We start from the raw sequence: 25,600 nt of genomic DNA on the forward strand, positions 1-25,600 counted from the left end.
CCCTCCTCCCCCAGATGGGCACCATGACCTGGCGCGCGATCGCCCCTGAGGAGACCCTGCGGATCCTCACCGTCATCGACGCCCTGCCCTGGCCGCTGTCGAAGGCTGATGCCAAGCAGCACTTGGTCGGCCGGCTCGGCTGGACGCTCAACGACGAAGGATTCATGCGCAACCACGCCGCCGGCCTGAACTGGCCCAACGTTTCGGTCAACGCGTCGCCATCCGGCACTTCAGACGTGGGGTTCAACATCAGCGACCTCGAACGCGAACACCACGACAGCCCCGAGTGGCTGGCCTGGCGCGATGACCATTTCACCCTCACCGTGCGCCACCTAGCACAGGCCTGGGGTCCGTACCGGATGATGGACGAGGACAGCGACTACCCCCAGGCACGGTGGGACCTACCCAGCGGCGGACGGGTCAACATCGTCAAGTACCGCAAGTCCCTCAAAGCCGGGTACGTCACCCCGCACATGGCCGCCATCGAACGCCGCCGGGGGTACTGACCCGGGCTCGCTGCATCGCTCAGGTGCCGGGGTCCCCACACAGCGTCTCGGCCCCGTGCGTGAGCTCGTCGGCGAACTGGAGCAGCCGGACCCACCGGTCGGGGACGGCGGCTGCGCCGTCCCGGGCACCGAGCAGCCCACCCGCGATCGCTGCGTTCGAGTCGGTGTCGCGCCCGATCCGCACGACGTCGACCAGAACCGGTTCGAGCGGACGGGGGTCGAGCACCGCGGCCACGGCGATCTGCAACGAGTCCAGCACGAACCCCCCTCCGTCGCCGGCGAGCCGGGCCCGACCGGACACGAGGTCGGGGACCGACGGCCGCCGAGCGTCCTCGAGGATCTCGACGACCTCGTCGACGCCCAAGCCCCGGGCCGTCTCCACGGCGACCTCGAGGGCGATCACGGGCTCCGCACCATCGAGCAGCGCCGCGACCATCTCGACGTAGGCGGCACACGACGCGGTGCACCGCGGGTCGTCGTGCGTCACCGCCGAGATCTCCACGGCGAGCCGGACGCGACGGCGCGCGTCACGCTCGGCGAGGGCTGTCGGGACGCAGCGCATCAGCGACCCGTTTCCGGCCTGTCCCGGGCCCGACCCGGCCCGCCGCGGGTCGCCGGAGGCGCGGTAGCGCGTCAGCCCGGTCCGGGTCGCGCCGCCGATGTCACGCGGTGGGACGCCGACGACACGTCCGGGCCACCGCCCCTCGAACCAGTCGAGCATGTGGTCGGCCGCGGCGCGCACGACGTCGTCCGGCCGGTCGAGGTGGGCCAGCAGGACCGCGCGGGTCAGGTCGGTGTCGTCGGTCGCATGGCCGACCGGCCAGTCGAACGGGCCGCCGCCGACGATGTCCCACAGCCCGTCGGGGTAGCGGTCGAGGATCTCCTCGCGCGAGGAGAACTCGACCGCCGCGCCGAGGGAGTCACCCGCGTGCACCCCCAGCAACGCCCCCACGGCGCGGTCGAGCCGACCCCCGTGCCCCACCATCAGTCCGTCATCCCGAAGCCGTGGCCCTCGAGCGGCTCCTCGGCATCCTCCGGGAGCGCCACCTGCACCGTGATGACCGGCTCCCCCGTGCGCACCAGCTGCGCCCGGCCGGTGGGCAGCCGGGCCGGGCGCACCGTCCCGATGAGCTGGCCCTCGGACCGGTCACCGGAGAAGAGCAGCCCGACCGAGCCGGAGTCCCGCACCGCCGAGAACGCCGGCTCGAAGACGCCCCTGGATGCCCCCGCCGTGCGGCGGGCCAGCACGACGTGCAGGTTCACCTCGCCGGCCATCGCGACGAACGGGACGAGCGCCTGCAGCGGCGACCCTCCACCCGCCGTGACGACCTCGTAGTCATCGACCACGACGACGATCTTCGGTTGCGGCACAGCCACATCCGAATCCTCACCGCCGTGCGGGACCCGGGACGTCAGCTCCGGGACGAGGGCCGCGACGAGCCGCTCGGCCATCGTCGAGGACCCTGCGTACGCCCCGAGGTAGTCCTCGGGCACCTCGCCCTTGAGGACGCGGCGCGGGTCGACCACCGCGAAGACGAGCTCGTCCGGCCCGTACTGCCCCACCAGCGTCCGGATGACGTGCCGCAGCATCGAGGTCCGACCGGTCTGCGTCGCCGATGGCGACCACGTGCCGGTCCAGGCCCTCGAGGTCGAGGGCGACGGTCTCGAGCGTCGACTCGCTGAGGCCCAGCGGGACCAGGCCACGACGCCCGGCACGCTCGAGCGCGGAGGCGGGCACGACCGGGGGCAGCAGCCGCACCCGTTGCGCGGTGCCGACCGCCGTGTCGCGTGCCAGCGCGACGAGCTCGGCCAGACCCTCGGCCGCCGACACGCGGTCGGCCCGACCGTCGACCCGCGGCAGGGCGACCTGCGCGAAGAGCGCGGTGGGCAGCAGCACCCGACCGGGCGGGGCGTCGCGGAGGGTCTCGCTGAGCGCCCGCCCGACCGCGGACTCCGTCGGGTCACCGAGCCGCAGCTCGAGCTTGGTCCCGAAGAACGACTGCTGCGCGAGCCGCACCTCGTTCCAGCGGCTCACCGTGGCGACGACGTGGAGGCCGAGGCCGGCCCCGCGCCGCACGACCTGCTGCAGGAGCCGCTCGACCTCCTCGAACTCCTCCGCGAGCTGGCCGTAGCCGTCGACGAGGAGCACGACGTCGGCGAGCATCACGCCGTCGGGCACCCGGCCCTCGCGCTGCGCGACCCGGGCGGCCGGCAGCCCGTCGAGGCGCAGCTCGTGGAAGAGCTGCTCGCGCGCGGCGAGCACGGCCGACACCTCCTCCACGGTGCGCCGCACCACCTCCGGGTCACTCCGCACCCCGATGCCCGCGACGTTCGGCAGCGCGTCGAGGGCCTGGAGGCTGGAGCCCAGCAGGTCCACGCCGAACACGACGGCATCCAGCGGCGAGTGGGTGAGCGCGAGCGAGGCCGCCAGGGTGCGCAGGACGGTCGTGCGACCCGTGCGCGGACCGCCGACGACGAGCACGTGCCCACCGGCCGCCGAGAGGTCGATCTCCCACGCAGCCTGCGCCTGGCGCCGTGGGTCGTCGAGGAGACCCATCGGGACCCTGAGGTGGCCGGCGTGCGGGATGCGCGCGCCCGCCGAGGTCGCCGACGGCCGGCCCGCGACGTCGTCGAGGGTCAGCTGCGCCGGCAGCGGCGGCAGCCACACCGCCTGCCCGGTCGCCGGGCGGCGGGCGATCTGGCCGACCATCGTGCCGAGCAGCGTCGGCCCGCTCGGGCCCTCGTCGCCGTCACCGTCGTCCTCGGGCGGGCGGGCCACGCCCACCTCGTCCTCGTCGACCGGCGTGCCGTAGGCGGGCACCGGGAGCACCTGCGGCGCGACGTCGACGTCCTCCTGCTCCTCGGGGAGCGGCCCGGACACGTACCCGGACCGGAAGCGAGAGTAGATCGTCGTGTCGACCTTGAGGTACCCGTACCCGGGCAGCGCCGGCAGCGAGAAGGCATCGGGGGTGTCGAGGATGGTGCGGCTCTCGGCCTCTGACAGCGTGCGCAGGCCGATCCGGTACGACAGGTAGGTGTCGAGACCGCGCAGCTTGCCGCCCTCGATGCGCTGGCTGCTGAGGAGCAGGTGCACCCCGATGGACCGCCCGATGCGACCGATCGAGAGGAACAGCTCGATGAAGTCCGGTCTCGCGGTGAGCAGCTCGCCGAACTCGTCGATGACGACGAGGAGGTGCGGCAGCGGGGGCAGGGACTCGCCGGCCTGGGCGCGCTCGCGGCGCAGGCGCCGGTACGCGGTGACGTCGGCGAGGTTGCCGGCGTCCTTGAGCACCTGCTGGCGGCGCTCCACCTCGCCCGACAGGCTCGCGTACACCCGCTCGACGAGCGTCGCGTCGTCGGAGAGGTTGGTGATGACGCCCGAGACCTGGGGCGCGTCGGCGAAGGGCGCGAACGTCGCGCCGCCCTTGTAGTCGACGAGGACCATCGCCAGGTCGTCCGGACCGTGCGAGGCGAGCAGGGCCAGGACGAGCATCCGCAACAGCTCGGACTTGCCCGAGCCGGTCGCCCCGACGCACAGGCCGTGCGGCCCCATCCCGAACTGCGCCGCCTCCTTGAGGTCGAGCATCACCGGCTCGCCCTGGTCGTCGGTGCCGATCGGCACCCGGAGGAAGGAGGTGCGGGTGCGCGGCCCCCACAGCCGGTCGAGGTCGAGGCGCTCCGGGTCCTCGACGTCGAGCAGCCCGGTGATCGCGTTGGTGCGGGTCGACACGTCGTGCTCGAGGGAGTCCGGGGAGAGCCGGAGCCCGGCGAGGTGGCGGGTCAACGTGTCGCACTCGGACACCGACCAGTCGTCGAGCACGACCGCGCGCCGGCTCGGCGGGGCATCACGGCGCTCGTAGTGGTGCACCTCGGCCCGGTCGGGGTCCTCGCCGGACTGGAGGATGCGCAGCCGGACGTCCTCGGGCTCCTGGCGCCGGTCGTCGACGAGGTGGACGAGCGTGACGCCGAGGTCGGCCGCGCCGTGCTCGCGGTCGCCGAGGGTGATGACGCGCGAGTCCTCGTCGACGTCGAGCAGCACGACGAGCGTGGGCTCGCGGCCCGCCCGGTCCCCTGACAGGTAGTTGCGGCGGGCCTCGGCGGCCCGACCCAGCCGGCGCCGCAGGTCCTCGCGGAGCATCCGGTCGAGGGTGACGACGTCGGGCGCGAGCCGGCGCAGCGGCCCGAGCGGGGTGGTGTGCCGCTGGTCGGCCAGGTGCGGCAGCCAGGCCAGCCAGTCCCAGCGACCACGTCGGGCGGGGGCGACGGCGGCCGCGAGGTGGAGGTCCTCGGGAGAGACGAACGTCGCGGCCTGCGCGACGAGGATGCGCGCCACCCGCTGCCGGAACTCGGCGTCCCCGACGACGCTCACCGACCCGACACCGTCGAGGGGCACCCGCACCGGCAGCTCGTCGAGGGTCGAGAAGCGGCCCTCGAGGAGCTCGAGCTCACCGTGCATGAACTCGTCGGTCTCGGTGAGGGCGTCGGTGTCGCCCTGCCGCGTGAACTCGCGGACCCGGACGCTGCCCGTGCCGAGGCGGACCGCGAGGAAGTCGGCGTCCCCGCGGCGGCGCTCCCAGAGGCGCGTGCCCTCGCGGACCAGGGGCAGCAGGAGGGCCGGGTGCGGGTCGGCCTCGCGCGCCGCCTCGACGAGGGCGTCCTCGCCGTCGCGCAGCCCGGACCGCGTGCGCTCGAGGTAGCCGAGGTAGGCCTCGCGGCGGCGGACGCGCGCCCGGGTCGCCTTGCCGCGCTGCGAGACCACCATGACGACCGAGGCCAGCAGCGTCACGACCATCATCAGCGCGCCGACCGCCGCCAGCCCGGAGCCGCGGAAGAGCATCATCACCGTCATCGAGGCGCCGGCGCCCAGCAGCGGCACGAGGGTCAGCAGCCCCTGGAGGCCGCCCCGACCCTCCGGCATCACGGGCGGGCGCTCGACGACGTGCGCAGAGGGGCCCGGCGGGCTGGCCGTCGTGCGGGCCGCCCGGTGGACCAGGCGGACGCTCACGGCCGCGCCACCGCGGTACGGACCGCCCACGCCGCGATGCGCGCGACGTCGACGGTGGTCTGCGGAGCCAGCAGGGTCGGGTCGAGTGCCGCCGCCCCGGCGAGGTGCCGGTCGTGGTGCAGCACCAGGCCGGTGACCCCGAAGGTGTCGACGGCCCGCAGGGCCTTGGCCGGCGAGACCCCCGAGGTCGGCGTCGACTTGGAGACGACGACGAGGACCCGCTCGGGGGTCCATCCGTCGCGCAGCGCCTCCTCGAGGACGACCGCCGCCGCGCCCAGCCCGCGCACGCTGCACTCGCCGACGACGAGGAGCGCCTCGACCCGGGCCGCGGGCTCCGGGAGCCGCTGGCCGCCGTCGGTGAGGGTCATGCCGGCGACCCGGCGCAGGTCCGTGGCGAGGCGCTCGCCCTCGCCCGCGACCGCGGAGGCCGGCGCGTAGGCGAGCAGCGACCGCGACCGTTCGTGGCGCTGGCGCGACCCGGTGGTGACATCGGCGTGCGGCGGCCGCACGAGGCGGTCGGCGAGGCCGATCCGGCCGGGGGCGTCGTCGACGAGGGCCACACCGTCGAGGCGGCGGGCCTGCAGCTCGTGGGCCAGGCAGGCCGCGAGGGTCGTGGCCCCGGCCCCGCCGTGCCCGCCGACCACCCACAGCCGCCGCCCGGTGGAGACCGGCGCCTGCTCCTGCTCCCACGCCTGGGTCAGCTCGCTCGGGGCGGCGTCGGTGCCGACGAGGGCGCCGAGGTGGGCGGCGACCCGGCCCGCCGCCGACCGGGCCGGGCGCCGGGAGAGCTCGTCGTAGAGGGCCGCCGGACGGCTCCGGCGGGAAGGGCCGGAGGGGTCGGTGGGCTCGGACGGCGCGTCGGGCGCGGATCCGGCCGGCGGGGCCTCGACACCGGCGGTCTCGGGATCGAGCTCGGCCCCGGCGGAGGGGTCGGCCGCGGCCGAGGGCTCCAGTGGGGCGGACGGCTCGGCATCGACGCGTGCCGGTGGGCGCAAGGTCGACGGGGTCCACTCCGTGGGGGTCGGGTCGCTGGGGCTCATGCTGCTCCTCCCGCTCAGAAGGTGGTCAGGAGGTCGGCGTAGGCACCGAAGGCGCCGACGAGGAGGGGCAGGCCGGCGAGGACCGCGACGGTCTCGACCCGGGCCGCCCAGCGCCGGCCCGTCGCGGCCGCGAGCGCGCCGGGCGGGCGCGCGACCATCCCGAGCGCGACGACGGCTCCGGCCACGAGGACGACGACGACGGGGACCGCGCCCACCGACCAGCGCTCGACCCCGACGGCGGCCAGCCCCCCGAGGCCGAGCAGGCCCGCGGCGAGGACGACGACCCGCTCGAGCACCAACGGGAAGTGGCGGGTGCGCACCAGCCACGCGACGCCCTGGGAGCCGACGAGGGCGAGGACCCACGGGTCGGCCGGCGCCGACAGGGCGGCGGTGCAGAGCGCGGCGCCGCCCGTGGCCGCCGTGAGCACGACCGCACCGGCCAGGGACAGGTGCGCTGCGGTGACCGCCCGGACCACCCGCCGGCTGCGCAGGTCCAGCCCGCGGCCGAGGTCGGTGTCGACGGCGAACGCCCCGGTGGTCGCCAGGGCGAGTCGCGGCAGCAGGCCGAGCACGGCCGTCGCCGCGACCGCCACGACCGCCGCCGTGCTGCCGACGTCGCCCGTGACCACCCACGTCACGCCGCCGGAGACGACGAAGAGCAGCCACGCCGCCAGCGAGGCCAGCCCGGCGCGGGGCTCGTCGAGGCACCACGCCGCGCTCAGCCCGACGAGGGGCAGGGCCAGCACGAGCCAGCCGACCGGCCAGGCGCCCTCCGCGAGGGTGGTGAGGACGGCGGCGACGGCGAACGCCGCCCAGGCCGCCCCGAAGCCCACCCAGGCGGCGGCGCGCGTGGACCACCGGGCAGCAGCGAGGGAGGCCGCGAGCGCGAGCATCCCGACGGTGGCGAACACCGCCGCACGGTCGACGCCCCCGGCCGAGGCCGCCACCGCCGCCGCCGTCCCGAGCAGGAGCGCGGCGACGAGGGCGAGGCCCCACACCCGGTTCGTGGCGTCCCAGGCCCCGGCCGGCCGCTCCTCCTCGACGGCGTCGACGAGGTCGTAGACCACGGGGTCGGACGGGGCCTCGGCCGCGGCGACGACCCGCAGCTGGACGCCGTCGCGCAGGCCTGCCTCCCCGAGCGGGCGGGCCGCGGCGAGCACCCGGCCGTCGAGCGTCGCGACGTGCCGGAGGGTGCCGTCGTCGGGATGGCCGAGCAGCTCGAGGACGACCGGGACGAGGGCGGCGACCGGCCGGTCGGTGGGGAGGACGACATCGACCGCCCGGCCCTCGGCGAGGACGGTGGCGCGCAGGAAGGGGCCGACGACGTGGTCGGTCGGGGAGGCGCTCACGAGGGGCTCCCGGTCGTGGTCGGCGTGGGCTGCACGGACGGCGGGGACGTCGGCGTGGTCGTGGCGGGCGTGGGCAGGCCCGCGCGCGACCGGCCGATCGCCGGGTCGTCGGCGAGCAGGTGCACGACGAAGGCGACGGCGACGCAGACCGCGCAGCCGAGCACGGCGAGGAAGGCGCCCGCGAGGTGGGTGCCCACCCGGTCGTCCCACGTGCGGCGGAGCCGGTCGGGGCCGTGGAGCAGGGCCTCGGCGAGCCGGCCGCGGCGCACCCCCGTGGCCTCGATCAGCTGCTCGTCGTAGTTGTCGGCCACCGGCCTCACCGATCCTCCGCCGTCCCCGGCCCCGTCGTGCGTCCCCGGGAGACCGGGCCCCCGACCCGGCGGGGAGCGCGACGGTCTCCGACCGGCAGCCTAACCGGGCCCGCGCGGTGTCGCCGGGGGGTGCCACCTTGCGCTGGTTACCCGCTGGTAGCACACTGGTGAGCAAGCGCTCACTTTGCGACGTCTCCGGGAGGACCACCATGGGCCACTACAAGAGCAACCTGCGCGACATCGAGTTCACCCTCTTCGAGGTGCTCGGTCGCGGCGACGTCCTGGGGTCCGGCCCCTACGAGGAGCTCGACGCCGACACCGCGCGCGAGATGCTCAAGGAGGTCTCCCGGCTCGCCGAGCACGAGATCGCCGAGTCCTTCGCCGACGCCGACCGCAACCCGCCGGTGTACGACCCGCAGACCCAGGCCGTGACGATGCCGGAGTCGTTCGCCAAGAGCTTCGCCGCCTACCGCGACAGCGGCTTCTGGAACATCGACCTGCCGGCCGAGCTCGACGGCACCGTCGCCCCGCCGAGCCTGCGCTGGGCCGTCAACGAGATGCTCCTCGGCGCCAACCCCGCCCTGGCGATGTTCGCCGCCTCGTACTCCTTCGCCAAGCTGCTGCACACCCTCGGCACCCCCGAGCAGCAGAAGCTGGCGAAGTGGATCGTCGAGAAGGGCTGGCACTGCACGATGGTGCTCACCGAGCCCGACGCCGGCTCCGACGTCGGTGCCGGCCGCACCAAGGCCGTGCAGAACGAGGACGGCACCTGGACCATCAGCGGCGTCAAGCGCTTCATCACCAGCGCCGAGTCCGACATGGTCGACAACGTCGTGCACTTCGTCCTCGCCCGTCCCGAGGGCGGCGCGCCGGGCACCAAGGGCCTCTCGCTCTTCATTCTCACGAAGTACGCGGTCGACCTCGAGACCGGTGAGCTCGGCGAGCGCAACGGCGTCTACGTCACCAACGTCGAGAAGAAGATGGGCCTGAAGGTCTCCCCCACCTGCGAGCTCACGTTCGGCGGCGAGAAGCCGGCCGTCGGCACCCTGCTCGGCGAGGTCCACGACGGCATCGCGCAGATGTTCCACGTCATCGAGAACGCGCGGATGATGGTGGGCACCAAGGCGATCGCCACGCTGTCCACCGGCTACCTCAACGCGCTCGAGTACGCCAAGGAGCGGGTCCAGGGCGCCGACCTCACCCAGATGACCGACAAGACGGCGCCGCGGGTCACCATCACCCACCACCCGGACGTGCGCCGCTCGCTGATGCTCCAGAAGGCCTACGCCGAGGGCCTGCGCGCGCTCGTGCTGTTCACGGCGAGCCAGCAGGACATCGTCGACCAGCACCTGCTGGCCACCGGGGAGCACACCTTCGAGACCGGCTCGCCGGCCGACGTCGCCAACCGCGTCAACGACCTGCTGCTGCCCATCGTCAAGGGCCTGGGCTCCGAGCGCGCCTGGGTGCTGCTCGGCACCGAGTCGCTCCAGACCTTCGGCGGCTCCGGGTTCCTCCAGGACTACCCGATCGAGCAGTACGTCCGCGACGCCAAGATCGACACCCTCTACGAGGGCACGACGGCCATCCAGGGCATGGACTTCTTCTTCCGCAAGATCGTCCGCGACAAGGGCCAGGCGCTGACCCACCTCTCGACGCAGATGCAGGAGTTCGCCAAGGACCTCGGCGCGCACGGCGGCCGCATCGACCGCGAGCGCGAGCTGCTCGGCCAGGGCCTCGAGGACGTCCAGGGCATCCTCGGGTTCATGGTCGGCGAGCTGATGAAGTCCGACCCGCGCCAGGGCGGTGAGCTGCCGAACCTCTACAAGGTCGGGCAGAACACCTCGCGCCTGCTGCTCGGGGCGGGCGACCTCGTCGTCGGCTGGCTGCTGCTGCGCCAGGCGGCGGTGGCCCTCGACGCGCTCGCGGCCGGTGTCGAAGGTCGCGACAAGGACTTCTACGAGGGCAAGGTGGCGGCCGCGCAGTTCTATGCTCGTCAGGTGCTGCCCCGCCTCTCGGCGGAGCGCGCGATGGCCGAGGCGACCGACAACGAGCTGATGGACCTGCCCGAGTCGGCCTTCTGACCGGCCCCCACGACCCCGGGTCGGGAGCGCAGCCCGGAGCGCGCTCCCGACCCGGCCCCACACGCCGACGGCCCGCCCCCTGAGGGGCGGGCCGTCGTCGTCGGTGCGGTGGGCGTCAGCGGGGGTCGACGTCCGTCCGGTCGACGCGAGTGCCGGTCGAGGGGTCGACGGTGGACTGGCGCGTGGCGCTGTAGCCGCGATTGCTGCGGCCGCGCATCGCGAAGGACAGGAGGATGGCGACGACGCCGGCCGCCATGAGGATGAAGCCGAGGGTGTCGTCGTCGATGCCGGGGAGGTCGATGTTGAGCGCGAAGGACAGGATCGCGCCGATGACGATCAGGACGATGCCGAGGCCGATGTACATGGGGGTCTCCTCTGGGTACGGGGTCGGCTGGTGCGACGACCATAGCCCCGCGGAGCGGCCACGTCTAAGGTTTGTGCAAACTTTGTGCGGCGCGTCGCCGTGGCGTCAGGAGCCGCCGCCGCCGTACCCCAGGCCGGGCCCTCCGCGGTGCTGGCCCTGGACGGCGGCCGACTCCGCGCCGAAGGGCGCCTCGCCGGTGAACTCCCCCGTGCTGCCGCTGGCCCGGCGACGGCGCTCGATCAGCAGCCCGAGGACGACGATCACGACCAGCAACCCGATGACCCACCACATGGCGCTCAGAGCATCCCGCCGCGGTCGGCCTGCCGGTCGGCCTGCATCGCTGCCGTCTCGGCGCTGTACGGGGCGTCCGGGTGGGGGCTGCGGTTCGTCTCGGTGCGGCGCCGCCCGCCCTTGACGGCGGTCCACACGGTCCCCACGACCCCGAGGACGACGACGGCGATGATGAGGATCAGTCCGATGGTGGTCGGCATGGCCCCTTCCCCCTTCTCGACCCCGTGGGGTCGCGCGTTGGACGGTCATCGTCCCGCGCGGCGGCGCCGTTGTCCACGGTTCCGGCGCTGCGGCGCTCAGACGAAGGAGCCCGGGTTGAGGATGCCGTGCGGGTCGAGGGCGGCCTTGACGCGGCGGTTGAGCTCCATGACGTCGGGACCGAGCTGGTCCTCGAGCGAGCCCTTCTTCAGCCGGCCGACCCCGTGCTCGCCGGTGATCGTGCCGCCGAGGTCGATGGCGGCCCGCATGATGTCGTCGAAGGCCAGCCGGGCGCGGCGCTCGGAGTCGGGGTCCGTGGCGTCGTAGACGATCGCGGGGTGGGTGTTGCCGTCGCCGGCGTGCGCGACGACGGGGATCTCGACGCCGTGCCGCTGGGCGATGGCCTCGACCTCGGCGAGCAGCTGCGGCAGCTGGGGTACGGGGACCCCGACGTCCTCGGGGAGGACCGCGCCCCGAGGCTCGAGGGCGGTGAAGTGCACGCGCCGGGCCTGGACGAACATCTCGGCCTCGTCGGGGTCGTCGGTGGCGACGACCTCCTTGGCGCCGGTGACCTCGCACGCGGCGACGATGGCGGCCACCTCCTCCTCGCGCGAGGCGCCCGGGGCATCGGACTGGATGAGCAGCAGGGCGCCGGAGTCACGGTCGAGGCCCATCGGCTGGAAGTCCTCGACGGCGTTGATGGAGGCGCGGTCCATCAGCTCGACCATCGAGGCACGCACCGTGCGGCCGAGCTCGATGACGGCGGCCGCGGCGTCGGCGACGGTGGGGAAGAAGGCGATGACGGTGCTGCGCGGCGCTTGGGCCGGGACGAGGCGCAGGACCGCGCGGGTGACGATGCCGAGGGTGCCCTCGGAGCCGACGAAGAGCTTGAGCAGCGAGAGCCCGGCGACGTCCTTGACGCGCTTGCCGCCGAGGGTGACGAGGCGGCCGTCGGCGAGGACGACATCCATCCCGAGGACGTAGTCGGTGGTCACGCCGTACTTGACGCAGCAGAGGCCGCCGGCGTTGGTGGCGATGTTGCCGCCGATCGAGCAGATCTCGAAGGAGCTGGGGTCAGGCGGGTACCAGAGGCCCTCTGCGACAGCGGCGTTCTTCACCTCGACGTTGAGGGCTCCGGGCTCGACGACGGCGACCCGCGCGGCGGTGTCGATCTCGACGGCACGCATCCGCTCGAGGCTGAGGACGATCGTGCCGTCGACGCCCATCGAGCCGCCGGAGAGGGAGGTGCCGGCCCCGCGGGGGACGACGCCGATGCCGTGGCGCGCGGCCCAGCGGACGGCCTCCTGAACGTGCTCGGCGTTCTCGGCGCGGACGGCGGCCAGCGGGGTGCCGGCGCTCGCGTCGTGGGTCCAGTCGTGGCGGTACTTCTCGAGGGCCGCGGGGTCGGTGGCGACGACCCCCTGCGGGAGCGCGGCCACGAGCTCGGCGACGGCTGCGTCGACGTCGGTGTCCATGCCCCCACCCTCGCAGATCCCCAGCGTCGAGGGCGGAAGTGGTCGCCCCATCGACCGCGAGCGCACTCGACCCCGGGAGCCCCCTGGCCCCCTCGGCGTCGAGTGCGGAAGTGGTCGCCCCAGCGACCGTTTCCGTACTCGAGGCCGGGCCTGTGGAGAACTCGGCGGGCGATGCGGCCCCGCGCCCGACACTTCCCGCATGGACCCGTGGACCGAGCTCGCCGAGCGCCAGGCCGGCGCGCTCGCCTGGCGCCAGCTCCACGAGCTCGGCGTCACCCGCTCCCTCGTCCGCAACAAGCTGGCGTCGGGGCGATGGGCGCGCCGTACGGAGTCGGTGCTCACCACGACGACCGGGCCCCTGTCGGACGAGCAGCGCCACTGGGTCGCGGTCCTGCACTGCGGTCCCGACGCGATGCTCGGCGGCCTCACCGCGCTGGGCCTGCACGGCCTGAGCCGCTGGGAGCGCGACGAGGTCTGCGTCATCGTCCGCAACGCCGACTCCTTCGAGCCGGTCGACGGCATCTCCCTGTTCCGGACGCGACGCCGGCCGGCCGTTCTGCGCGGCGAGCACGACCTCCCACGGTGTCGGGTCGAGCCGGCTGCCCTGCTCTGGGCGGCGCACGAGCCACACCCTCGGTCGGCCTCCGGCCTGCTGGCGGCGGTCGTCCAACAGGGGCTCACCACCCCGGAGAGGCTGCTGACGTGGGTGGACATCCTGAGGCCGCTTCGTCGGGCAGGGGCCTTCCGCGAGCTGCTGCACGACATCGAGGGTGGGGCGCAGTCGCTCGGCGAGGTGGACGTCGCCCGGCTGTGCCGGACGTGGGGCCTGGTGGCGCCGCACCGGCAGCGATGTCGCGTGGACCGGTCGGGGCGTCAGCGGTTCACCGACTGCGAGTGGGACCTCCCGGACGGTCGGGTCCTCGTGCTCGAGGTCGACGGCGCCTTCCACCTCGACGTCGAGCAGTACACCGATGACGTCCGCCGGCAGCGGGGCCTGACGACGCCCGAGCGCTCCGTCATCCGGTGCACGACCGAGGAGCTGCGACGTGAGCCCTGGTCGGTCGGGGCCGATCTCGTGGCCCTGGGCGTCCCACGGGTCGCCGCCCCCGCAGCCGGTTGAGGTCGGGCTCCGGCGACTCCGGCGTCGAGTGCGGAAGTGGTCGCTCCGGCGACCGCGAGCGCACTCGACTCTCGGGGAGAGGGGTGGTCAGAGGCGGCGGTCGGCGAGCACCGGGAAGGCCTCGCGGTAGGCGGCGGTGGCGGCGAGGTCGACGTCGACCGAGAGCACCGCCTCGTCGGTGTGCGCTGCCTCGCCCAGCACCTCACCGTTGGCCGCGACCACCTGGCTGTGCCCTCCCATCGGGGTGCGCGCGTGCGTCCCGCCGGTGTTCACCTGCACCACGACGCACTGGTTCTCCACCGCCCGCGCGCGCCCGAGCAGCGTCCAGTGACCCACCCGCGCCGCCGGCCAGGCCGCCGGCACGAGCACCAGCTCGGCGCCGGCCTCCTGCTGGCGGCGGTACAGCTCGGGGAAGCGCAGGTCGTAGCACGTGGAGAGACCGGTCCGCACGGTGCCGCCGGCCCCGTCGGGCAGGTCGAGGACCATGACCTCCTCACCCGCCTCCATGAGCTTCGGCTCGCCGGCGCCGAACCCGAAGCGGTGCACCTTGCGGTAGGTCGCGAGCAGGCCGCCATCGGACCCGAACAGCAGGGAGGTGTTGGCCAGCGTGTTGCCGTCCACGCCGGGCTCCGGCAGCCGCTCGACGAAGGACCCGGCGTGCAGCACCACTCCGGCGGAGCGGGCGGCATCGGCCATCGCCCCGGCCCACGGCCCGTCGAGGGGCTGGGCCTCACCGTCCCAGCGCGTGTAGTCGAAGCCGGTGGGGGCCCACAGCTCGGGCAGCACGACCAGGTCATGGCCCGACAGCCCGGACACCAGCCCGGCGACCCGCTCGGTGCGGGCCTCGAACGACTCCTCGTCGCCGTAGGCGAGCTGGACGACCGCGATGCGCATGGGCCCATCCTCCCGCACCGGCCGACGCACGCTCAGTCGAGCTGCTCGGCCTCCTCGCGCAGGCGCGCGAGCCGGGCGTTGTAGGCGGCGAGCTCGGCGTCACCGTCGCGGTCGGCCTGCCGGTCCAGCCGGGCCGTCTCGCGCGACTCGGACCGGAACCACTGGACGGCGACGACGATCGCCAGCACGAGCGTCGGGGCCTCGCCGATGCCCCACGCGATCTCGCCGGCCGTGTGCTGGTCGCCGAGCGGGTCGGTCATCCACGGCAGGTTGATCTGCCCGAAGAAGTCCGGCGCCAGCAGCGAGGTGCTGCCGGTGAGCGCCACCCCGAAGAAGGCGTGGAACGACACGGTCGCGAAGAGGATGACGAGCAGCATCAGCGGCGACCACCTCGGCACCCCGGGGTCGATGCCGATCATCACCCAGACGAACAGGTACCCGGTGAGCACGAAGTGGGCCATCATCAGCAGGTGGCCCGTGTGGGTCGTCAGCGCCAGCTCGAAGAGGCCGGTGTAGTAGAAGGCCGCGAGGCTGAAGAAGAACAGGGCCGCGGCGACGACCGGGTTGGCCAGCACCCGCATCGCCCGCGAGTGCACGACCTGGAGCAGCACCTCGCGCGGGCCCCAGGTGCGGTCGCGCCGCGCCGGCATCGCCCGCAGCGCCAGCGTCACGGGCGCCGCCGGGACGAGCAGCAGCGGCACGATCATCGCCAGCACCATGTGCATCACCATGTGCGCGCTGAACAGCACCCGCCCCCAGATGCCCGGCGCCCCGCACGTGGCCCAGACGAACAGCGCCCAGCCGAGCACCCACAGCACGACACGCAGCACCGGCCAGGCGTCGCCGCGCCGGCGCAGCCGCAGCCACCCCGCGACGTAGAGCCCGACGGCCACGGCGGCCACCACGACGAAGAGCCAGTCCCAGCGCCAGGTGAGCAGCCAGTCGGCACCGGCCACCGGACCGGGGTCGGGGTAGCCGGTGAGCTCGAGGACGATGCCGGGGTCGGGGAGGGCGTCGGGCACCGGCGGCACGCTGCGGGCCAGCACCGCCGCGAGACCGGTGGCCACCCCCATCAGCGCGACCTCGGCGAGCGCGAGACGCGCGAACGCCCTTCCGTCGGACGGGTCCTCACGAAGCCGACCCACGATGTTGCGCCGGTGGCGCCACCCCAGCACGCCCAGCGCGACGAGGGCCGCGGTCTTCAGCAGGACGACCGCCCCGTACCCGGTGGCGAGGTTGGCCACCGACCCGACACGGATCCACGCCTGGAGCACCCCCGATGCCGCCACGGCGACGAACGCCCACAGCGCCAACGTGGAGAACCGGGCGACGGTGGCCCCGAGGTCGCGACCGAGCCGCGAGCGCATCATCACCAGCGCCACGAGCCCGCCGACCCAGACGACGACGCCGGCGAGGTGCACGGCGAGGCCGTTGACGGCGTCCTCGTGGCTCGCCGAGCCGGCCGCGTGACCGGTCAGCGCCTTGACGACGATGCCGACGAAGGCGAGCACGGCCAGCCAGGCCATCGGGGCGCGCTGCCGCGTGAGGCGGGCACACACCGCGACCACGAGGGCCACCAGCGCACTGAGCAGCAGCACGCGTGTCGTCTCGAGCGACCACGTGAAGGAGACCAGCTGGTCGAGCAGCTCGGGGGCGGTGACGGGCGTGCCCGCGAGGTCGGCGAAGGTGACGACGAGCTCGAGCAGCGCGGCGACGAACCACACCGTCGCCGTCACGGCGGCGAGCCGGACGGCGGTGCCGCGGCGGTCGGTGCTCGAGCGCTCGGGCACGAGGAAGGCCGCCATCCCGAGCAGCCCGACGGTGGTCACGGACGCCAGCGTGGCCACGGCGTCGCTGACCGGGACCATCCAGCGCACGAACGGCCCGGCGTCGGCGAGCGCCAGCGGGGCGACGGCGCCGGTGAGGATCGCCGCGGGCACCAGGGCCACGAGCGCGGCCCCCACGACGGCGGCGAGGGGTCGTCCGGGCGCGGTGCTCTCCGGGACGGCCATGCCCACCAGCGTAGGTACTGTGGCGGCATGTCGCTGCACCCACCCGCCCCGACCGACTTCGCCGGGACGGTCGAGGCGTGGGCGCAGACCGTCCGCACCGTCACCGACCTCGGCCGCGCGCTGCGGCCCGGCGACGCCGAGCGACCCACGGACTGCCCCGGATGGACCGTCGCCGACCAGCTCGCCCACGTGCTCGGCGGCGAGGCGATGGTGGCCGGCGACCCGGACCCCGACGTCGACGTCAGCGGCTACTCCTACCTCCGGCACGACTTCGGCACCCGCCACGAGCGGTTCGTCGAGGCGCGCCGCGGCCGCACCCCCGGCGACCTCGTCGAGGAGCTCGACTGGCGCCTCGAGGAGCGGCTCGCCGCCTACCGCGCCGAGGGCGTCACCGGCGAGGAGCCGGTCACCGGTCCGTTCGGCCCCACGACCCTCGGCGAGCTGGTGGGCATCCGCACCTTCGACGTGTGGATGCACGAGCAGGACCTGCGCGAGGCCCTCGAGCGACCCGGCGGGCTCGACACCCCCGCCGCGGCGCTGAGCGTCAGCCGGCTCTTCGCGGTGCTGCCCCGGGTCGTCGCCCGTGACGCGCAGGTCGGCCCCGGCAACGCCGTCGTCCTCGACCTCACCGGACCCACCGTCGGGCGGGCCGGGGTCCGGGTCGAGGAGCAGAGCGGCCGGGCGGTCGGCGTCCCGCTGTTCAGCGGCGAGGACGTCGAGCACCCCGACGTCGTCACCACCTCCCTGTCGATGTCGACCCGCGTGGCGATGCGCCTCGCCGGCGGGCGCCGCTCCCCCGACGACCTGCCCGTCACGGTCCACGGCGACGACGCCGTCGCCGCCCGCGTCCTCCCGGCCCTGGCCATCACGCCCTGATGGCCCGCTTCTCGACGTCGACGCGCTCCGCGGCGACCATCAGCGCGAGCCCCGACGCGGTGTGGACGACCCTCACCGACCCCGCCCTCGTCGCCCGGCTCACGCCGTTCCTCCACCGCGTCACCGAGCACGGCGAGCACTGGGTATGGGAGATGACGAAGGTGCCGGTGCTCGGCAAGAGCTTCTCGTTCACCTTCACCGAGAAGATGACCTTCGACGAGCCCCACCGCATCGACTTCACCCACGACCCTGACGCGGGGCACGGTGACGAGACCGCGGGTGTCGAGGGCTGGTACGTGCTCGAACCGCGTTCTGCCGGAACACACCTCGAGACGGCGCTGACCATCGCGGTCGACCTCCCGTTCCCCGGCGTCACCCGGCCGGCCGTCTCGGCCGCGATGAAGGGCGTCGTCACGCTGATGGGCCAGCGCTTCTCGCAGAACCTCCTGCACCACCTGGGCGCCCGCACCGTCTGACCCCCTTCCGACGGGGCGGCTGTCGAAGGTCGTCCCGAGGCGGTCCGCCCGGCCCGCGGATAGTTGTATGCTGCAAACAACTGTCCATCTCCCGGGAGGAGGCCTCGTGCCGTTCCGTACCGACACCTCGCCACCGACCGCGCTGCTCGGTGACGAGCTGATCCGCGTCGTCAAGCTGCTCCACGTCGCGCGCCAGCGCGCCCCGCGCCACCACCCGCTCGTCGACCCGATGGCCTACCCCCTCCTCTTCAACGTCACCCAGAAGCCGATGCGGGTCTCGGAGCTCGCCGACGCCGTGCACGCCGACGTCTCCACCGTGAGCCGGCAGGTGAGCACGCTCGTCGAGCACGGCTTCCTCACCCGCGAGCCCGACCCCGACGACGGGCGCGCGCAGGTGCTGGCCGTCACCGCCGACGGCACCGACCTCCTCATCGCGATCCGCGAGGGCCGCGACGCCTGGCTCGGCGACCTGCTCGCGCACTGGTCCGACGACGACGTCACCGCCTTCACCGACCACCTGGCCCGCCTCGCCGCGGACCTCGAGACCTCCCTGACCGACCCGACCCCGAGGACCCAGCCATGACCCAGCCCCGCCACGCCGACCCCGACCGGCCGACGAGCCACTCCTCGGCCGACGGCCCCGGCCGCCACGTCGCCGGCGCCGCCCCCGCAGGTGCGCACGCCGCGGCCCACGCCGCCCCGACCGCCGGGTCCGCGCCCGCCGAGGCCGGCCCCGGCACCGACGGCGCCCTGAGCCACCGCCAGATCGTCACCATCCTCATCGCGCTGATGTCGGGGATGTTCCTCGCGGCGCTCGACCAGACGATCGTCGCGACCGCCATCCGCACCATCGCCGACGACCTCAAGGGCCTGGACCACCAGGCCTGGGCGACGACCGCCTACCTCATCACCTCCACGATCGTCACGCCGCTCTACGGCAAGCTCGGCGACATCTACGGCCGCAAGAAGCTCTTCATCACGGCCATCTCGATCTTCGTCGTCGGCTCGGTGCTCTGCACCCTCTCGACCTCGATGACCGAGCTCGCGTTCTTCCGCGCCGTCCAGGGCCTCGGCGCCGGCGGCCTGTTCTCGCTCGCGCTGGCGATCATCGGCGACATCGTGCCGCCCCGCGAGCGGGCCAAGTACCAGGGCTACTTCCTCGCCGTCTTCGGCACCTCCTCGGTGCTCGGCCCGGTCATCGGCGGCTTCTTCGCCGGCCACGAGACGATCCTCGGCATCACCGGCTGGCACTGGGTCTTCCTCGTGAACGTGCCCGTGGGCATCCTCGCCCTGGCCCTCGTGACCAAGACCCTGCACCTGCGCCACCAGCGCCTCGACCACCGCATCGACTGGGCCGGTGCCGCGCTGCTGTCGATCTCCCTCGTCCCGCTGCTGCTCGTCGCCGAGCAGGGCCGCGAGTGGGGCTGGACCTCGACGAACGCGATCCTCTGCTACGTCATCGGCGCGGTCGGGGCCGTCGCCTTCTTCTGGCAGGAGTCGCGGATGGGTGACGAGGCCATCCTCCCGCTCGCGATGTTCCGCAACCGCACCGTCGGCATCTCCTCGATCGCCTCGGTCGTCATCGGCATCGCGATGTTCGGCGGCCTCGCCGCCCTGCCGCTCTACCTGCAGATCGTCAAGGGCGCGACGCCCACGGAGGCGGGCCTGCTGCTCCTGCCGCTGACGCTCGGCATCATGACGGGCTCGATCACCTCGGGCCAGATCATCAGCCGCACCGGCCGCTACCGGATCTTCCCGGTGACCGGCGCCGTGCTGCTCACCCTCTCGCTGTTCGCGTTCCACTTCGTCGCCTACGACACCCCGCTGTGGCAGTCGATGATCGTCATGGTCTTCTTCGGGCTCGGGCTCGGCTTCAACTTCCAGCCGCTCACCCTCGCCGTGCAGAACGCCGTGCCGCCGCAGCAGATCGGCGTGGCCACCTCGACGGCCACGTTCACCCGGCAGATCGGCGGCACCATCGGCACCGCGGTCTTCCTGACCATCCTGTTCTCGCTCGCCCCGGACCGCATCGCCTCGGCGTTCTCGCGCTTCGCCCCGACGGCCGACTTCCAGGCCGCGCTGCGCGACCCGGCCAACGCGGCCGTCGCCGAGAAGCTGGCACAGGCCCAGCAGGGCGGGAGCTCGGGCGCGGCCGGCGGTGTGCTGCAGGACAGCTCGTTCCTCACCGGCCTCGACCCGCGGCTGGCCAAGCCGTTCCTCGTCGGGTTCTCCGAGGCGATGGACGTCGTGTTCCTCGTGGGCTCCGGCGTGATGGTCCTCGCGATCATCACCCTCGCCCTGCTGCCGCAGGTCGAGCTGCGCCGCGGCTCGGCCTACACCGAGCGGTCGAAGGCCGGCGAGGCGTCGGAGCCGTCCGGGCGGCCGAGCACCGAGGACGAGACGGTCACGGCACCGGCGAGCTGAGCCGCGCCCGCTCGGCACCCTCGAGGTGCCGGAAGCGGGTCGCGATGATCGCCACGGCCACGAGGCCGGCGGCGACGGGGACGGCGTAGGCGTGCTGCGGCCCGAGGACCTCGACGGCCCAGCCGCCGACCGCCGACCCCGCGGAGATGCCGATGAGGATGCCGGTGACGGCCACGGCCATCCCCTCGGTGACGAGGGCCGCCGGGACGAGGCGCTGGGCGAGCGAGAGGCTCGTGATGAGCATCGGCGCCGTGGCCGAGCCCGCGACGACCATGACGACAGTCAGCTGCCAGGTGTTCGCGACGACGAGCGCCGGCACCTCGAGGACGAGCATCGCGGTGGCGGCGAGCAGCAGCCGGCGGGTCATCGTCGAGCGGAAGGTGCGCGCACCGAACCACAGCCCGGCCAGGGTCGAGCCCACGGCGAAGCCGCCGAGGACGACGCTGGAGAGACTGGCGTTGCCGTCGGCCTCGGCGAAGGCGACCGCCACGACCTCGTTCGAGCCGAAGATCACGCCGGTCATCACGAGCGCGGTCGCGACGATGAGCAGGCCGGGGCGGCGCACGGCCAGCCCGCTCGGGCGGTCGGCACGGGCCACGACCGGCGGCTCGGTGGCGCGGGCCGCGAGGAAGGTCAGCACGCCGACGGTGAAGAGGATCTCGGCGAGCACGAGCCCGGCCTCGGGGAACCACAGCGTCGAGACGAGCACGGCGATCACCGGCCCGATGACGAAGGACGCCTCGTCGGCGACCTGCTCGAAGGACATCGCCGTGTGCAGGCGGTCGGGGTCGTCCCGGAAGATGTGCGCCCAGCGGGCGCGGGACATCGGCCCGGGCTCGGGGAGGAAGGCGCTGACGCCGTAGAGGACGAAGAGGGTCCAGACGGGGGCGCCGAAACCGGACGCGAGCGCGGTGCCCAGGCCGGCGACCGCGGAGACGGCGACGAAGGGGCGGGCGACGCGGCGCTGCCCGTGCTGGTCGATGAGCCGGCCGAGCACCGGGCCGGCCACGGCGAGCACGGCCAGGCCCACGGCGCTGACGGCGCCGGCGAGGCCGTAGGAGCCCTGGCGCTCGCTGACCATGACGATGACGGCGACGCCGAACATCGCCCCACCGGTACGGGACAGCGCGGTGCCGGCGATGAAGCGGAGGGCGCCGGGGACGGCGAACAGCGGGCGGTAGGGGGCGAGCACGGGGGCCTCGTCGGTCGGGCGACCGCCGGGGCTGCCGGCCGGGTCGAACGGGGTGGGTCGGGTCGCATCCAGTGTGCTCCCGGGCCCCGGCGCCGGACAAACCCGTTCCGGCGGGCGTCGTGGCGCGTCCGGTGGCGCCGGAACGGGGGTGATCACCCCACCTCCGGCGCCACCGAGGCCGCCAGGAGGCCTTCCTGGTGGCGGACCAGGGCGGCGTCCGAGGTCAGCGGAAGGCGGCCTCGCCGGTCAGGGCCTGCCCGATGACGAGCGTGTGCATCTCGACGGTGCCCTCGTAGGTGAGCACCGACTCGAGGTTGTTGGCGTGCCGCATCACCGGGTACTCGCCGCTGATGCCGTTGCCGCCGAGGATGGTCCGCGCGGTGCGGCAGATCTCGATCGCCTTGGTCACGTTGTTGTACTTGCCGACCGAGACCTGCTCCGGGCGCAGCCCGACGGAGTCCTTGCGCCGGCCGAGGTGCAGCGCGAGCAGCCGCCCGAGCTGCAGCTCGGTCGACATGTGCGCGAGCTTGGCCTGGGTCAGCTGGAAGCCGGCGATCGGCCGGTCGAACTGCGTGCGCTCGACCGAGTAGCGGCGGGCGGCCTCCAAGGCGCTGCGGGCCGCGCCGAGGCATCCCCACACGATGCCGAAGCGCGCCTCGGACAGGCACGAGAGCGGCCCCTTGAGCCCACGCACCTCGGGGAGCACGGCATCCGCGGGGAGGCGCAGCCCGCGGAAGGTCAGCTCTGCGGTGACCGAGGCGCGCAGCGACATCTTGTTCTTGATGACGTGCGCCTCGAACCCCGGTGTGTCGGTGGGCACCACGAAGCCGCGGATGCCGCCGTGCTCCTCGCCGGCGTTCGCCCAGACGACCGCGACGTCGGCGATCGAGCCGTTGGTGATCCACATCTTCGAGCCGTCGAGCACCCAGTCCTCGCCGTCGCGGCGGGCGCGGGTGCGCATCGAGGCGGGGTCGGAGCCGTGGTCGGGCTCGGTGAGGCCGAAGCAGCCGATCGCCTCGCCGGCGGCCATCCGCGGCAGCCACTCCTGCTTCTGCTCCTCGGAGCCGAACGCGTGGATGGCGTACATCGCGAGGCTGCCCTGGACCGACACGAGCGAGCGGATGCCGGAGTCGCTGGCCTCGAGCTCGAGGCAGGCCAGGCCGTAGTCGACCGACGACATCCCGGCGCAGCCGTACCCGTCGAGGTGCATCCCGAGGAGGCCGACCTTGCCGAACTCGAGGGCCAGGTCACGCGCGACGGGCAGCTCGCCCTTCTCGTACCACTCGACGACGTGCGGCTCGACGAGGTCGTCGCACACCTGCCGGACCGTGGCCCGGATGGCGCGCTCCTCGTCGGTGAGCATCGAGTCGACGTCGACGACGTCCAGGGGGTCGGAGGGGCGCTTCGGCATCGTCGACGAGCTCATGGGGCCATCATGCCGGGGCCGCGGGGCGGGTCGCTGTGACGTGTGCCTCGGAACAGGCGGCCACGGGCCCCGGTTGGGCAGGGCATGGCCTCGACGACGAGCAGCGCCCCGACCACGCGCGCGGCGTCCCTCCCGCTGGTGCCGTCGGTGGCCTTCGTCCTCGTGTGGTGCTCGGGCTACGTCGCCGGGCCCGCCGGGGTGCGGGCGCTCGCGCCGTTCACGGTGCTGACGCTGCGCTTCGTCCTCGCCGCCGTCGTCACGGGCGTCGTGGCGAGGGTGCTGCGCGGGCCGGTGCGGCTGCGGGGCCGCGCCCTGGTCCGGGTCGCCCTCGTCGGGCTGATGATGAACGGCGTCGTCTTCGGGCTGATGTACCTCGCCTTCGACGTCGGGATGGGGGCCACGCTCGCCTCGTTGCTGCACGCGCTGAGCCCCGTGCTCACGGCGGTGCTCGCCGGGCTGCTGCTCGGGGAGCGGCTGACCCGCGTCCAGGTGCTCGGGTTCGTCCTCGGCGTGGTCGGGGTGCTCGTCGTCCTCGGTCCCGACGTCGACGAGGCCGGAGGCGCGCTCGGGGTCGTGCTCGGGCTGCTCAGCCTGGTCGGCCTGAGCGTCGGCACGCTGGGGCAGCGCTGGTTCCACCTCGACGACGACGCCCCCGACCCGCTGTGGTCGGCGACCGTGCAGTTCGGCGTGTGCGTACCGCCGCTGGCCGTCGTGGCGCTGCTGCTCGAGGGCGTGCCGGCCGTCGACGACCCGGTGGGCGCTGGCGTCGCGGTGGTCTGGCTGGCGCTCGTGAACTCCGTGGCCGGCCTGCTGCTGCTGGGGCTGCTCGTGCGGCGCGGCGGGGCCGGCGCGTCATCCAGCCTCTTCTTCGTCTGTCCGCCGGTCACCGCCCTCATGGCGTGGGCGGCCTTCGGCGACACCCTGTCGGTGCGCGAGGTGGTCGGCATCGTCGTGGCCGTGGTCGGTGTGGGCATCGCCACCGGGGTCGCCGGCCGCCGCCGCACCCCGGCCGCCCCTTCCCCCGAACGTGTGTGAACGCGCCGGGCTTTCCCGGCGAGTGCACACACGTTCGCGAGAGTTCGGGGGACCTAGGGGTCAGCGGGCGGAGGCGGCGCCGAGGAGGGCGGCGAGCCCGAGGGCGCTGCGGGGGTCGTACGCGCAGCGCCAGAGGCCACCGTGCGCGGCGGCGAACGCCTCGTCCTGCCACGGGTGGTCCTGCGCGGCCGGGCGCGCGGCGAGGTCGTGGACCAGGAGGGCGGCCATCAGCGTGTTCGCGGTGCCGGGCTCGAAGACCTCGACCCCGAAGCGGTGGGCCCCCGAGTACGCCGCAGCCAGCGCCCGGTTCTTCACGACCGAGCGCGTGCGCGTCGGCGGCGCGACCTTGAACGAGACGGTCGTGCCCGAGGCCCGCGCCGCCGTGGCCCGCCAGCGCTGGATCCGCTTGGCCAACAGGTAGTTCGGGCCCTGCTGGAGGACGACGGAGTCGTTGAGGCCGGGGTCCTCACCGGGGACGTAGTTGCGCCGGAGCAGGCGCCCGCCGGAGAGCGTGCGCAGCGGGACCCGCAGGACCTTGGAGGTGCGCCGGCTCGCGTACGCGTCGGTGGCCGCCGCGACCGCCTCGCCGGGCACCGCGAAGACGTCGGTGGGGGTGGCGAGGAAGGACAGCGCGGTGTCCGAGCGCGCGCCGGACACGGCGGCGGTGAGCGCGTCGACGGCGGTGCTGACCCGCACGTTCGTCGCGCCGTCGGCGTAGACGTAGTTGCCCAGCACGAGGTGGCCGTCGAGGGCGGTGACCCAGGCCGTCGCATCCGGCAGGTCGTGGAGCAGGTCGAGGCCGGCGCGCTGCTCGAGGTCCCCGGTCCCGGCCCGAGCCGGGACGAGCAGGCGCCCGGCGAGGCCTCGGGTGTCGGCGAACAGCCGGGACCACAGCTCCGGACGGGGCAGGTCGACGGCGGCCACCGTTGCGCCCCACCGCAGGAGCGAACGCAGCGGCCCCATCTCGGCGGCCGCCCCGAGGACGACGACGGTCCGACCGTCGAGGCGCAGCCACTCGGGGTTCTCGAGGACGGCGGTGACCGCCTCGCGCAGGCTGGGCTCGACCACCCCGGCCGCGACCCAGGCGTCGAGCTGGCGGCGCAGGTCGTCGCCGGCGAGCCGGCGCCCGCGGTAGGGGATGGTCAGCGCGGTGTCGGGCTCGGCTTCGCCCGTGAGGACCTCGGTCCCGACGAGCTCGACCGGCCCGCCGGCCGCCCCACCCACCGCCGCGGTGAGCGGGTGGTCCTCCGTGCCGTCCGGGCTCCAGCGCATCCGTTCGTGCACCGAGGCCAGCCCGGCCTCGGCGATGGAGCGCGCGTCGCCGTAGCTCGGCAGCCCGGCCTCGACGAGCCGGCGGAAGTGCGTGAGGTACCCACTGCGCCAGTTGGTCTCGCGGTGTGCGGCCGCCGAGCCGACGGCGTCGACCGGTCGCAGGGCGTCGCTGACCACACCCCGGCCGGTCGCGGAGGTGGAGCGGCGGCCGTCCTCCTGCGGGAAGACGACCCCGCGCTCACCCGTGGCCACG

At 74.2% G+C, this 25,600-nt stretch carries 23 protein-coding genes; 8 read left to right on the forward strand and 15 right to left on the reverse strand.

The window, feature by feature from the left end; all coding sequences use genetic code 11:
• Positions 1-14 precede the first annotated feature (14 nt).
• Positions 15-506, forward strand: a complete 492-nt coding sequence (locus tag ACQZ2A_RS11305) for a DUF6301 family protein (protein WP_430210867.1) — start codon at positions 15-17, stop codon at positions 504-506.
• A gap of 19 nt (positions 507-525) precedes the next feature.
• Here the strand turns inward: ACQZ2A_RS11305 and ACQZ2A_RS11310 are convergent, their stop codons facing one another.
• Genes ACQZ2A_RS11310 through ACQZ2A_RS11335 form a run of 6 tightly spaced genes read right to left on the reverse strand, consistent with a single transcriptional unit; the run spans position 526 to position 8,211 of the window.
• Complete coding sequence (locus ACQZ2A_RS11310) at positions 526-1,491, reverse strand: ADP-ribosylglycohydrolase family protein (RefSeq protein ID WP_430210869.1); 966 nt, start codon at positions 1,489-1,491, stop codon at positions 526-528.
• Positions 1,491-1,883: a hypothetical protein gene (locus ACQZ2A_RS11315; RefSeq protein WP_430210872.1), complete on the reverse strand. Its 393-nt coding sequence runs from the start codon at positions 1,881-1,883 to the stop codon at positions 1,491-1,493. The genes ACQZ2A_RS11310 and ACQZ2A_RS11315 overlap by 1 nt, the downstream gene beginning before the upstream one ends.
• Positions 1,884-1,893: 10 nt before the next feature.
• Positions 1,894-5,511, reverse strand: a complete 3,618-nt coding sequence (eccCa, locus tag ACQZ2A_RS11320; protein ID WP_430210875.1) for a type VII secretion protein EccCa — start codon at positions 5,509-5,511, stop codon at positions 1,894-1,896.
• Positions 5,508-6,551 carry a hypothetical protein gene (locus ACQZ2A_RS11325; protein ID WP_430210878.1) on the reverse strand — a complete coding sequence of 348 codons (1,044 nt, stop codon included), beginning with the start codon at positions 6,549-6,551 and terminating at the stop codon, positions 5,508-5,510. Before ACQZ2A_RS11325 ends, eccCa begins: the two co-directional genes overlap by 4 nt.
• 14 nt (positions 6,552-6,565) lie before the next feature.
• Positions 6,566-7,900: an EsaB/YukD family protein gene (locus ACQZ2A_RS11330; RefSeq protein ID WP_430210881.1), complete on the reverse strand. Its 1,335-nt coding sequence runs from the start codon at positions 7,898-7,900 to the stop codon at positions 6,566-6,568.
• On the reverse strand, positions 7,897-8,211 hold the full coding sequence (locus ACQZ2A_RS11335; RefSeq protein WP_430210884.1) for a hypothetical protein: 315 nt from the start codon (positions 8,209-8,211) through the stop codon (positions 7,897-7,899). The genes ACQZ2A_RS11330 and ACQZ2A_RS11335 overlap by 4 nt, the downstream gene beginning before the upstream one ends.
• A 209-nt stretch (positions 8,212-8,420) precedes the next feature.
• Here ACQZ2A_RS11335 and ACQZ2A_RS11340 point away from each other — a divergent pair, with 209 nt between their 5' ends.
• Positions 8,421-10,292, forward strand: coding sequence for an acyl-CoA dehydrogenase (locus ACQZ2A_RS11340; RefSeq protein WP_430210886.1), 1,872 nt, complete (start codon positions 8,421-8,423; stop codon positions 10,290-10,292).
• Positions 10,293-10,407: 115 nt separating this feature from the next.
• On the opposite strand, the gene ACQZ2A_RS11345 is transcribed toward ACQZ2A_RS11340, so the two are convergent.
• The 4 genes from ACQZ2A_RS11345 to ACQZ2A_RS11360 all read right to left on the reverse strand — a co-directional run bounded on the left by ACQZ2A_RS11345 (position 10,408) and on the right by ACQZ2A_RS11360 (position 12,620).
• A complete protein-coding gene (locus tag ACQZ2A_RS11345; RefSeq protein ID WP_430210888.1) occupies positions 10,408-10,656 on the reverse strand; it encodes a DUF6458 family protein in 249 nt (82 codons plus the stop codon).
• A gap of 105 nt (positions 10,657-10,761) precedes the next feature.
• Positions 10,762-10,947, reverse strand: coding sequence for a hypothetical protein (locus ACQZ2A_RS11350; protein ID WP_430210891.1), 186 nt, complete (start codon positions 10,945-10,947; stop codon positions 10,762-10,764).
• Positions 10,948-10,952: 5 nt separating this feature from the next.
• On the reverse strand, positions 10,953-11,147 hold the full coding sequence (locus ACQZ2A_RS11355; protein WP_430210894.1) for a hypothetical protein: 195 nt from the start codon (positions 11,145-11,147) through the stop codon (positions 10,953-10,955).
• Between the two features lie 96 nt (positions 11,148-11,243).
• Positions 11,244-12,620, reverse strand: coding sequence for an FAD-binding oxidoreductase (locus tag ACQZ2A_RS11360; RefSeq protein ID WP_430210895.1), 1,377 nt, complete (start codon positions 12,618-12,620; stop codon positions 11,244-11,246).
• A 199-nt stretch (positions 12,621-12,819) separates the two neighbouring features.
• Here ACQZ2A_RS11360 and ACQZ2A_RS11365 point away from each other — a divergent pair, with 199 nt between their 5' ends.
• Positions 12,820-13,740 (forward strand): hypothetical protein, encoded by a 921-nt coding sequence (locus ACQZ2A_RS11365; RefSeq protein WP_430210897.1) that lies wholly within the window; start codon positions 12,820-12,822, stop codon positions 13,738-13,740.
• A gap of 87 nt (positions 13,741-13,827) precedes the next feature.
• Here the strand turns inward: ACQZ2A_RS11365 and ACQZ2A_RS11370 are convergent, their stop codons facing one another.
• Together ACQZ2A_RS11370 and ACQZ2A_RS11375 are read right to left on the reverse strand one after the other, a co-directional pair.
• Positions 13,828-14,634, reverse strand: coding sequence for a carbon-nitrogen family hydrolase (locus tag ACQZ2A_RS11370; RefSeq protein ID WP_430210898.1), 807 nt, complete (start codon positions 14,632-14,634; stop codon positions 13,828-13,830).
• 32 nt (positions 14,635-14,666) lie between these two features.
• Positions 14,667-16,646, reverse strand: a complete 1,980-nt coding sequence (locus tag ACQZ2A_RS11375; RefSeq protein ID WP_430210900.1) for a cytochrome c oxidase assembly protein — start codon at positions 16,644-16,646, stop codon at positions 14,667-14,669.
• Between the two features lie 27 nt (positions 16,647-16,673).
• Between ACQZ2A_RS11375 and ACQZ2A_RS11380 the strand changes: the two genes are divergently transcribed.
• From ACQZ2A_RS11380 to ACQZ2A_RS11395, 4 genes are all read left to right on the forward strand, one after another.
• On the forward strand, positions 16,674-17,522 hold the full coding sequence (locus tag ACQZ2A_RS11380; RefSeq protein ID WP_430210902.1) for a maleylpyruvate isomerase family mycothiol-dependent enzyme: 849 nt from the start codon (positions 16,674-16,676) through the stop codon (positions 17,520-17,522).
• Positions 17,522-17,998, forward strand: a complete 477-nt coding sequence (locus ACQZ2A_RS11385) for an SRPBCC family protein (protein ID WP_430210905.1) — start codon at positions 17,522-17,524, stop codon at positions 17,996-17,998. Before ACQZ2A_RS11380 ends, ACQZ2A_RS11385 begins: the two co-directional genes overlap by 1 nt.
• Positions 17,999-18,104: 106 nt before the next feature.
• Positions 18,105-18,581: a MarR family winged helix-turn-helix transcriptional regulator gene (locus ACQZ2A_RS11390; RefSeq protein ID WP_430210908.1), complete on the forward strand. Its 477-nt coding sequence runs from the start codon at positions 18,105-18,107 to the stop codon at positions 18,579-18,581.
• On the forward strand, positions 18,578-20,422 hold the full coding sequence (locus tag ACQZ2A_RS11395; protein ID WP_430210911.1) for an MDR family MFS transporter: 1,845 nt from the start codon (positions 18,578-18,580) through the stop codon (positions 20,420-20,422). The genes ACQZ2A_RS11390 and ACQZ2A_RS11395 overlap by 4 nt, the downstream gene beginning before the upstream one ends.
• Here the strand turns inward: ACQZ2A_RS11395 and ACQZ2A_RS11400 are convergent.
• Entirely contained in the window at positions 20,403-21,614 is a 1,212-nt protein-coding gene (locus ACQZ2A_RS11400; RefSeq protein ID WP_430210914.1) for an MFS transporter, read from the reverse strand. The two genes, ACQZ2A_RS11395 and ACQZ2A_RS11400, sit on opposite strands and share 20 nt — an antisense overlap.
• A 223-nt stretch (positions 21,615-21,837) precedes the next feature.
• A complete protein-coding gene (locus tag ACQZ2A_RS11405; RefSeq protein WP_430210916.1) occupies positions 21,838-23,040 on the reverse strand; it encodes an acyl-CoA dehydrogenase family protein in 1,203 nt (400 codons plus the stop codon).
• An 84-nt stretch (positions 23,041-23,124) separates the two neighbouring features.
• Here ACQZ2A_RS11405 and ACQZ2A_RS11410 point away from each other — a divergent pair, with 84 nt between their 5' ends.
• Positions 23,125-24,075, forward strand: a complete 951-nt coding sequence (locus ACQZ2A_RS11410) for a DMT family transporter (RefSeq protein ID WP_430210919.1) — start codon at positions 23,125-23,127, stop codon at positions 24,073-24,075.
• Between the two features lie 60 nt (positions 24,076-24,135).
• Here the strand turns inward: ACQZ2A_RS11410 and ACQZ2A_RS11415 are convergent, their stop codons facing one another.
• On the reverse strand, positions 24,136-25,599 hold the full coding sequence (locus ACQZ2A_RS11415; protein ID WP_430210922.1) for a hypothetical protein: 1,464 nt from the start codon (positions 25,597-25,599) through the stop codon (positions 24,136-24,138).
• Between the last annotated feature and the right edge of the window lies 1 nt (position 25,600).

Origin of the sequence: Phycicoccus avicenniae, assembly GCF_050496545.1 — a bacterium.
In the GTDB taxonomy this organism is placed as follows: domain Bacteria; phylum Actinomycetota; class Actinomycetes; order Actinomycetales; family Dermatophilaceae; genus Phycicoccus; species Phycicoccus avicenniae_A.

Bases quoted from the DNA above. Each gene is read 5' to 3' on its own strand.
- ACQZ2A_RS11305 (WP_430210867.1), top strand. From the start codon at position 15: ATGGGCACCATGACCTGGCGCGCGATCGCCCCTGAGGAGACCCTGCGG.
- ACQZ2A_RS11310 (WP_430210869.1), bottom strand. From the start codon at position 1,491: ATGGTGGGGCACGGGGGTCGGCTCGACCGCGCCGTGGGGGCGTTGCTG.
- ACQZ2A_RS11325 (WP_430210878.1), bottom strand. From the start codon at position 6,551: ATGAGCCCCAGCGACCCGACCCCCACGGAGTGGACCCCGTCGACCTTG.
- ACQZ2A_RS11340 (WP_430210886.1), top strand. From the start codon at position 8,421: ATGGGCCACTACAAGAGCAACCTGCGCGACATCGAGTTCACCCTCTTC.
- ACQZ2A_RS11345 (WP_430210888.1), bottom strand. From the start codon at position 10,656: ATGTACATCGGCCTCGGCATCGTCCTGATCGTCATCGGCGCGATCCTG.
- ACQZ2A_RS11350 (WP_430210891.1), bottom strand. From the start codon at position 10,947: ATGTGGTGGGTCATCGGGTTGCTGGTCGTGATCGTCGTCCTCGGGCTG.
- ACQZ2A_RS11355 (WP_430210894.1), bottom strand. From the start codon at position 11,147: ATGCCGACCACCATCGGACTGATCCTCATCATCGCCGTCGTCGTCCTC.
- ACQZ2A_RS11360 (WP_430210895.1), bottom strand. From the start codon at position 12,620: ATGGACACCGACGTCGACGCAGCCGTCGCCGAGCTCGTGGCCGCGCTC.
- ACQZ2A_RS11365 (WP_430210897.1), top strand. From the start codon at position 12,820: ATGGACCCGTGGACCGAGCTCGCCGAGCGCCAGGCCGGCGCGCTCGCC.
- ACQZ2A_RS11370 (WP_430210898.1), bottom strand. From the start codon at position 14,634: ATGCGCATCGCGGTCGTCCAGCTCGCCTACGGCGACGAGGAGTCGTTC.
- ACQZ2A_RS11375 (WP_430210900.1), bottom strand. From the start codon at position 16,646: ATGGCCGTCCCGGAGAGCACCGCGCCCGGACGACCCCTCGCCGCCGTC.
- ACQZ2A_RS11380 (WP_430210902.1), top strand. From the start codon at position 16,674: ATGTCGCTGCACCCACCCGCCCCGACCGACTTCGCCGGGACGGTCGAG.
- ACQZ2A_RS11385 (WP_430210905.1), top strand. From the start codon at position 17,522: ATGGCCCGCTTCTCGACGTCGACGCGCTCCGCGGCGACCATCAGCGCG.
- ACQZ2A_RS11395 (WP_430210911.1), top strand. From the start codon at position 18,578: ATGACCCAGCCCCGCCACGCCGACCCCGACCGGCCGACGAGCCACTCC.
- ACQZ2A_RS11405 (WP_430210916.1), bottom strand. From the start codon at position 23,040: ATGAGCTCGTCGACGATGCCGAAGCGCCCCTCCGACCCCCTGGACGTC.
- ACQZ2A_RS11410 (WP_430210919.1), top strand. From the start codon at position 23,125: ATGGCCTCGACGACGAGCAGCGCCCCGACCACGCGCGCGGCGTCCCTC.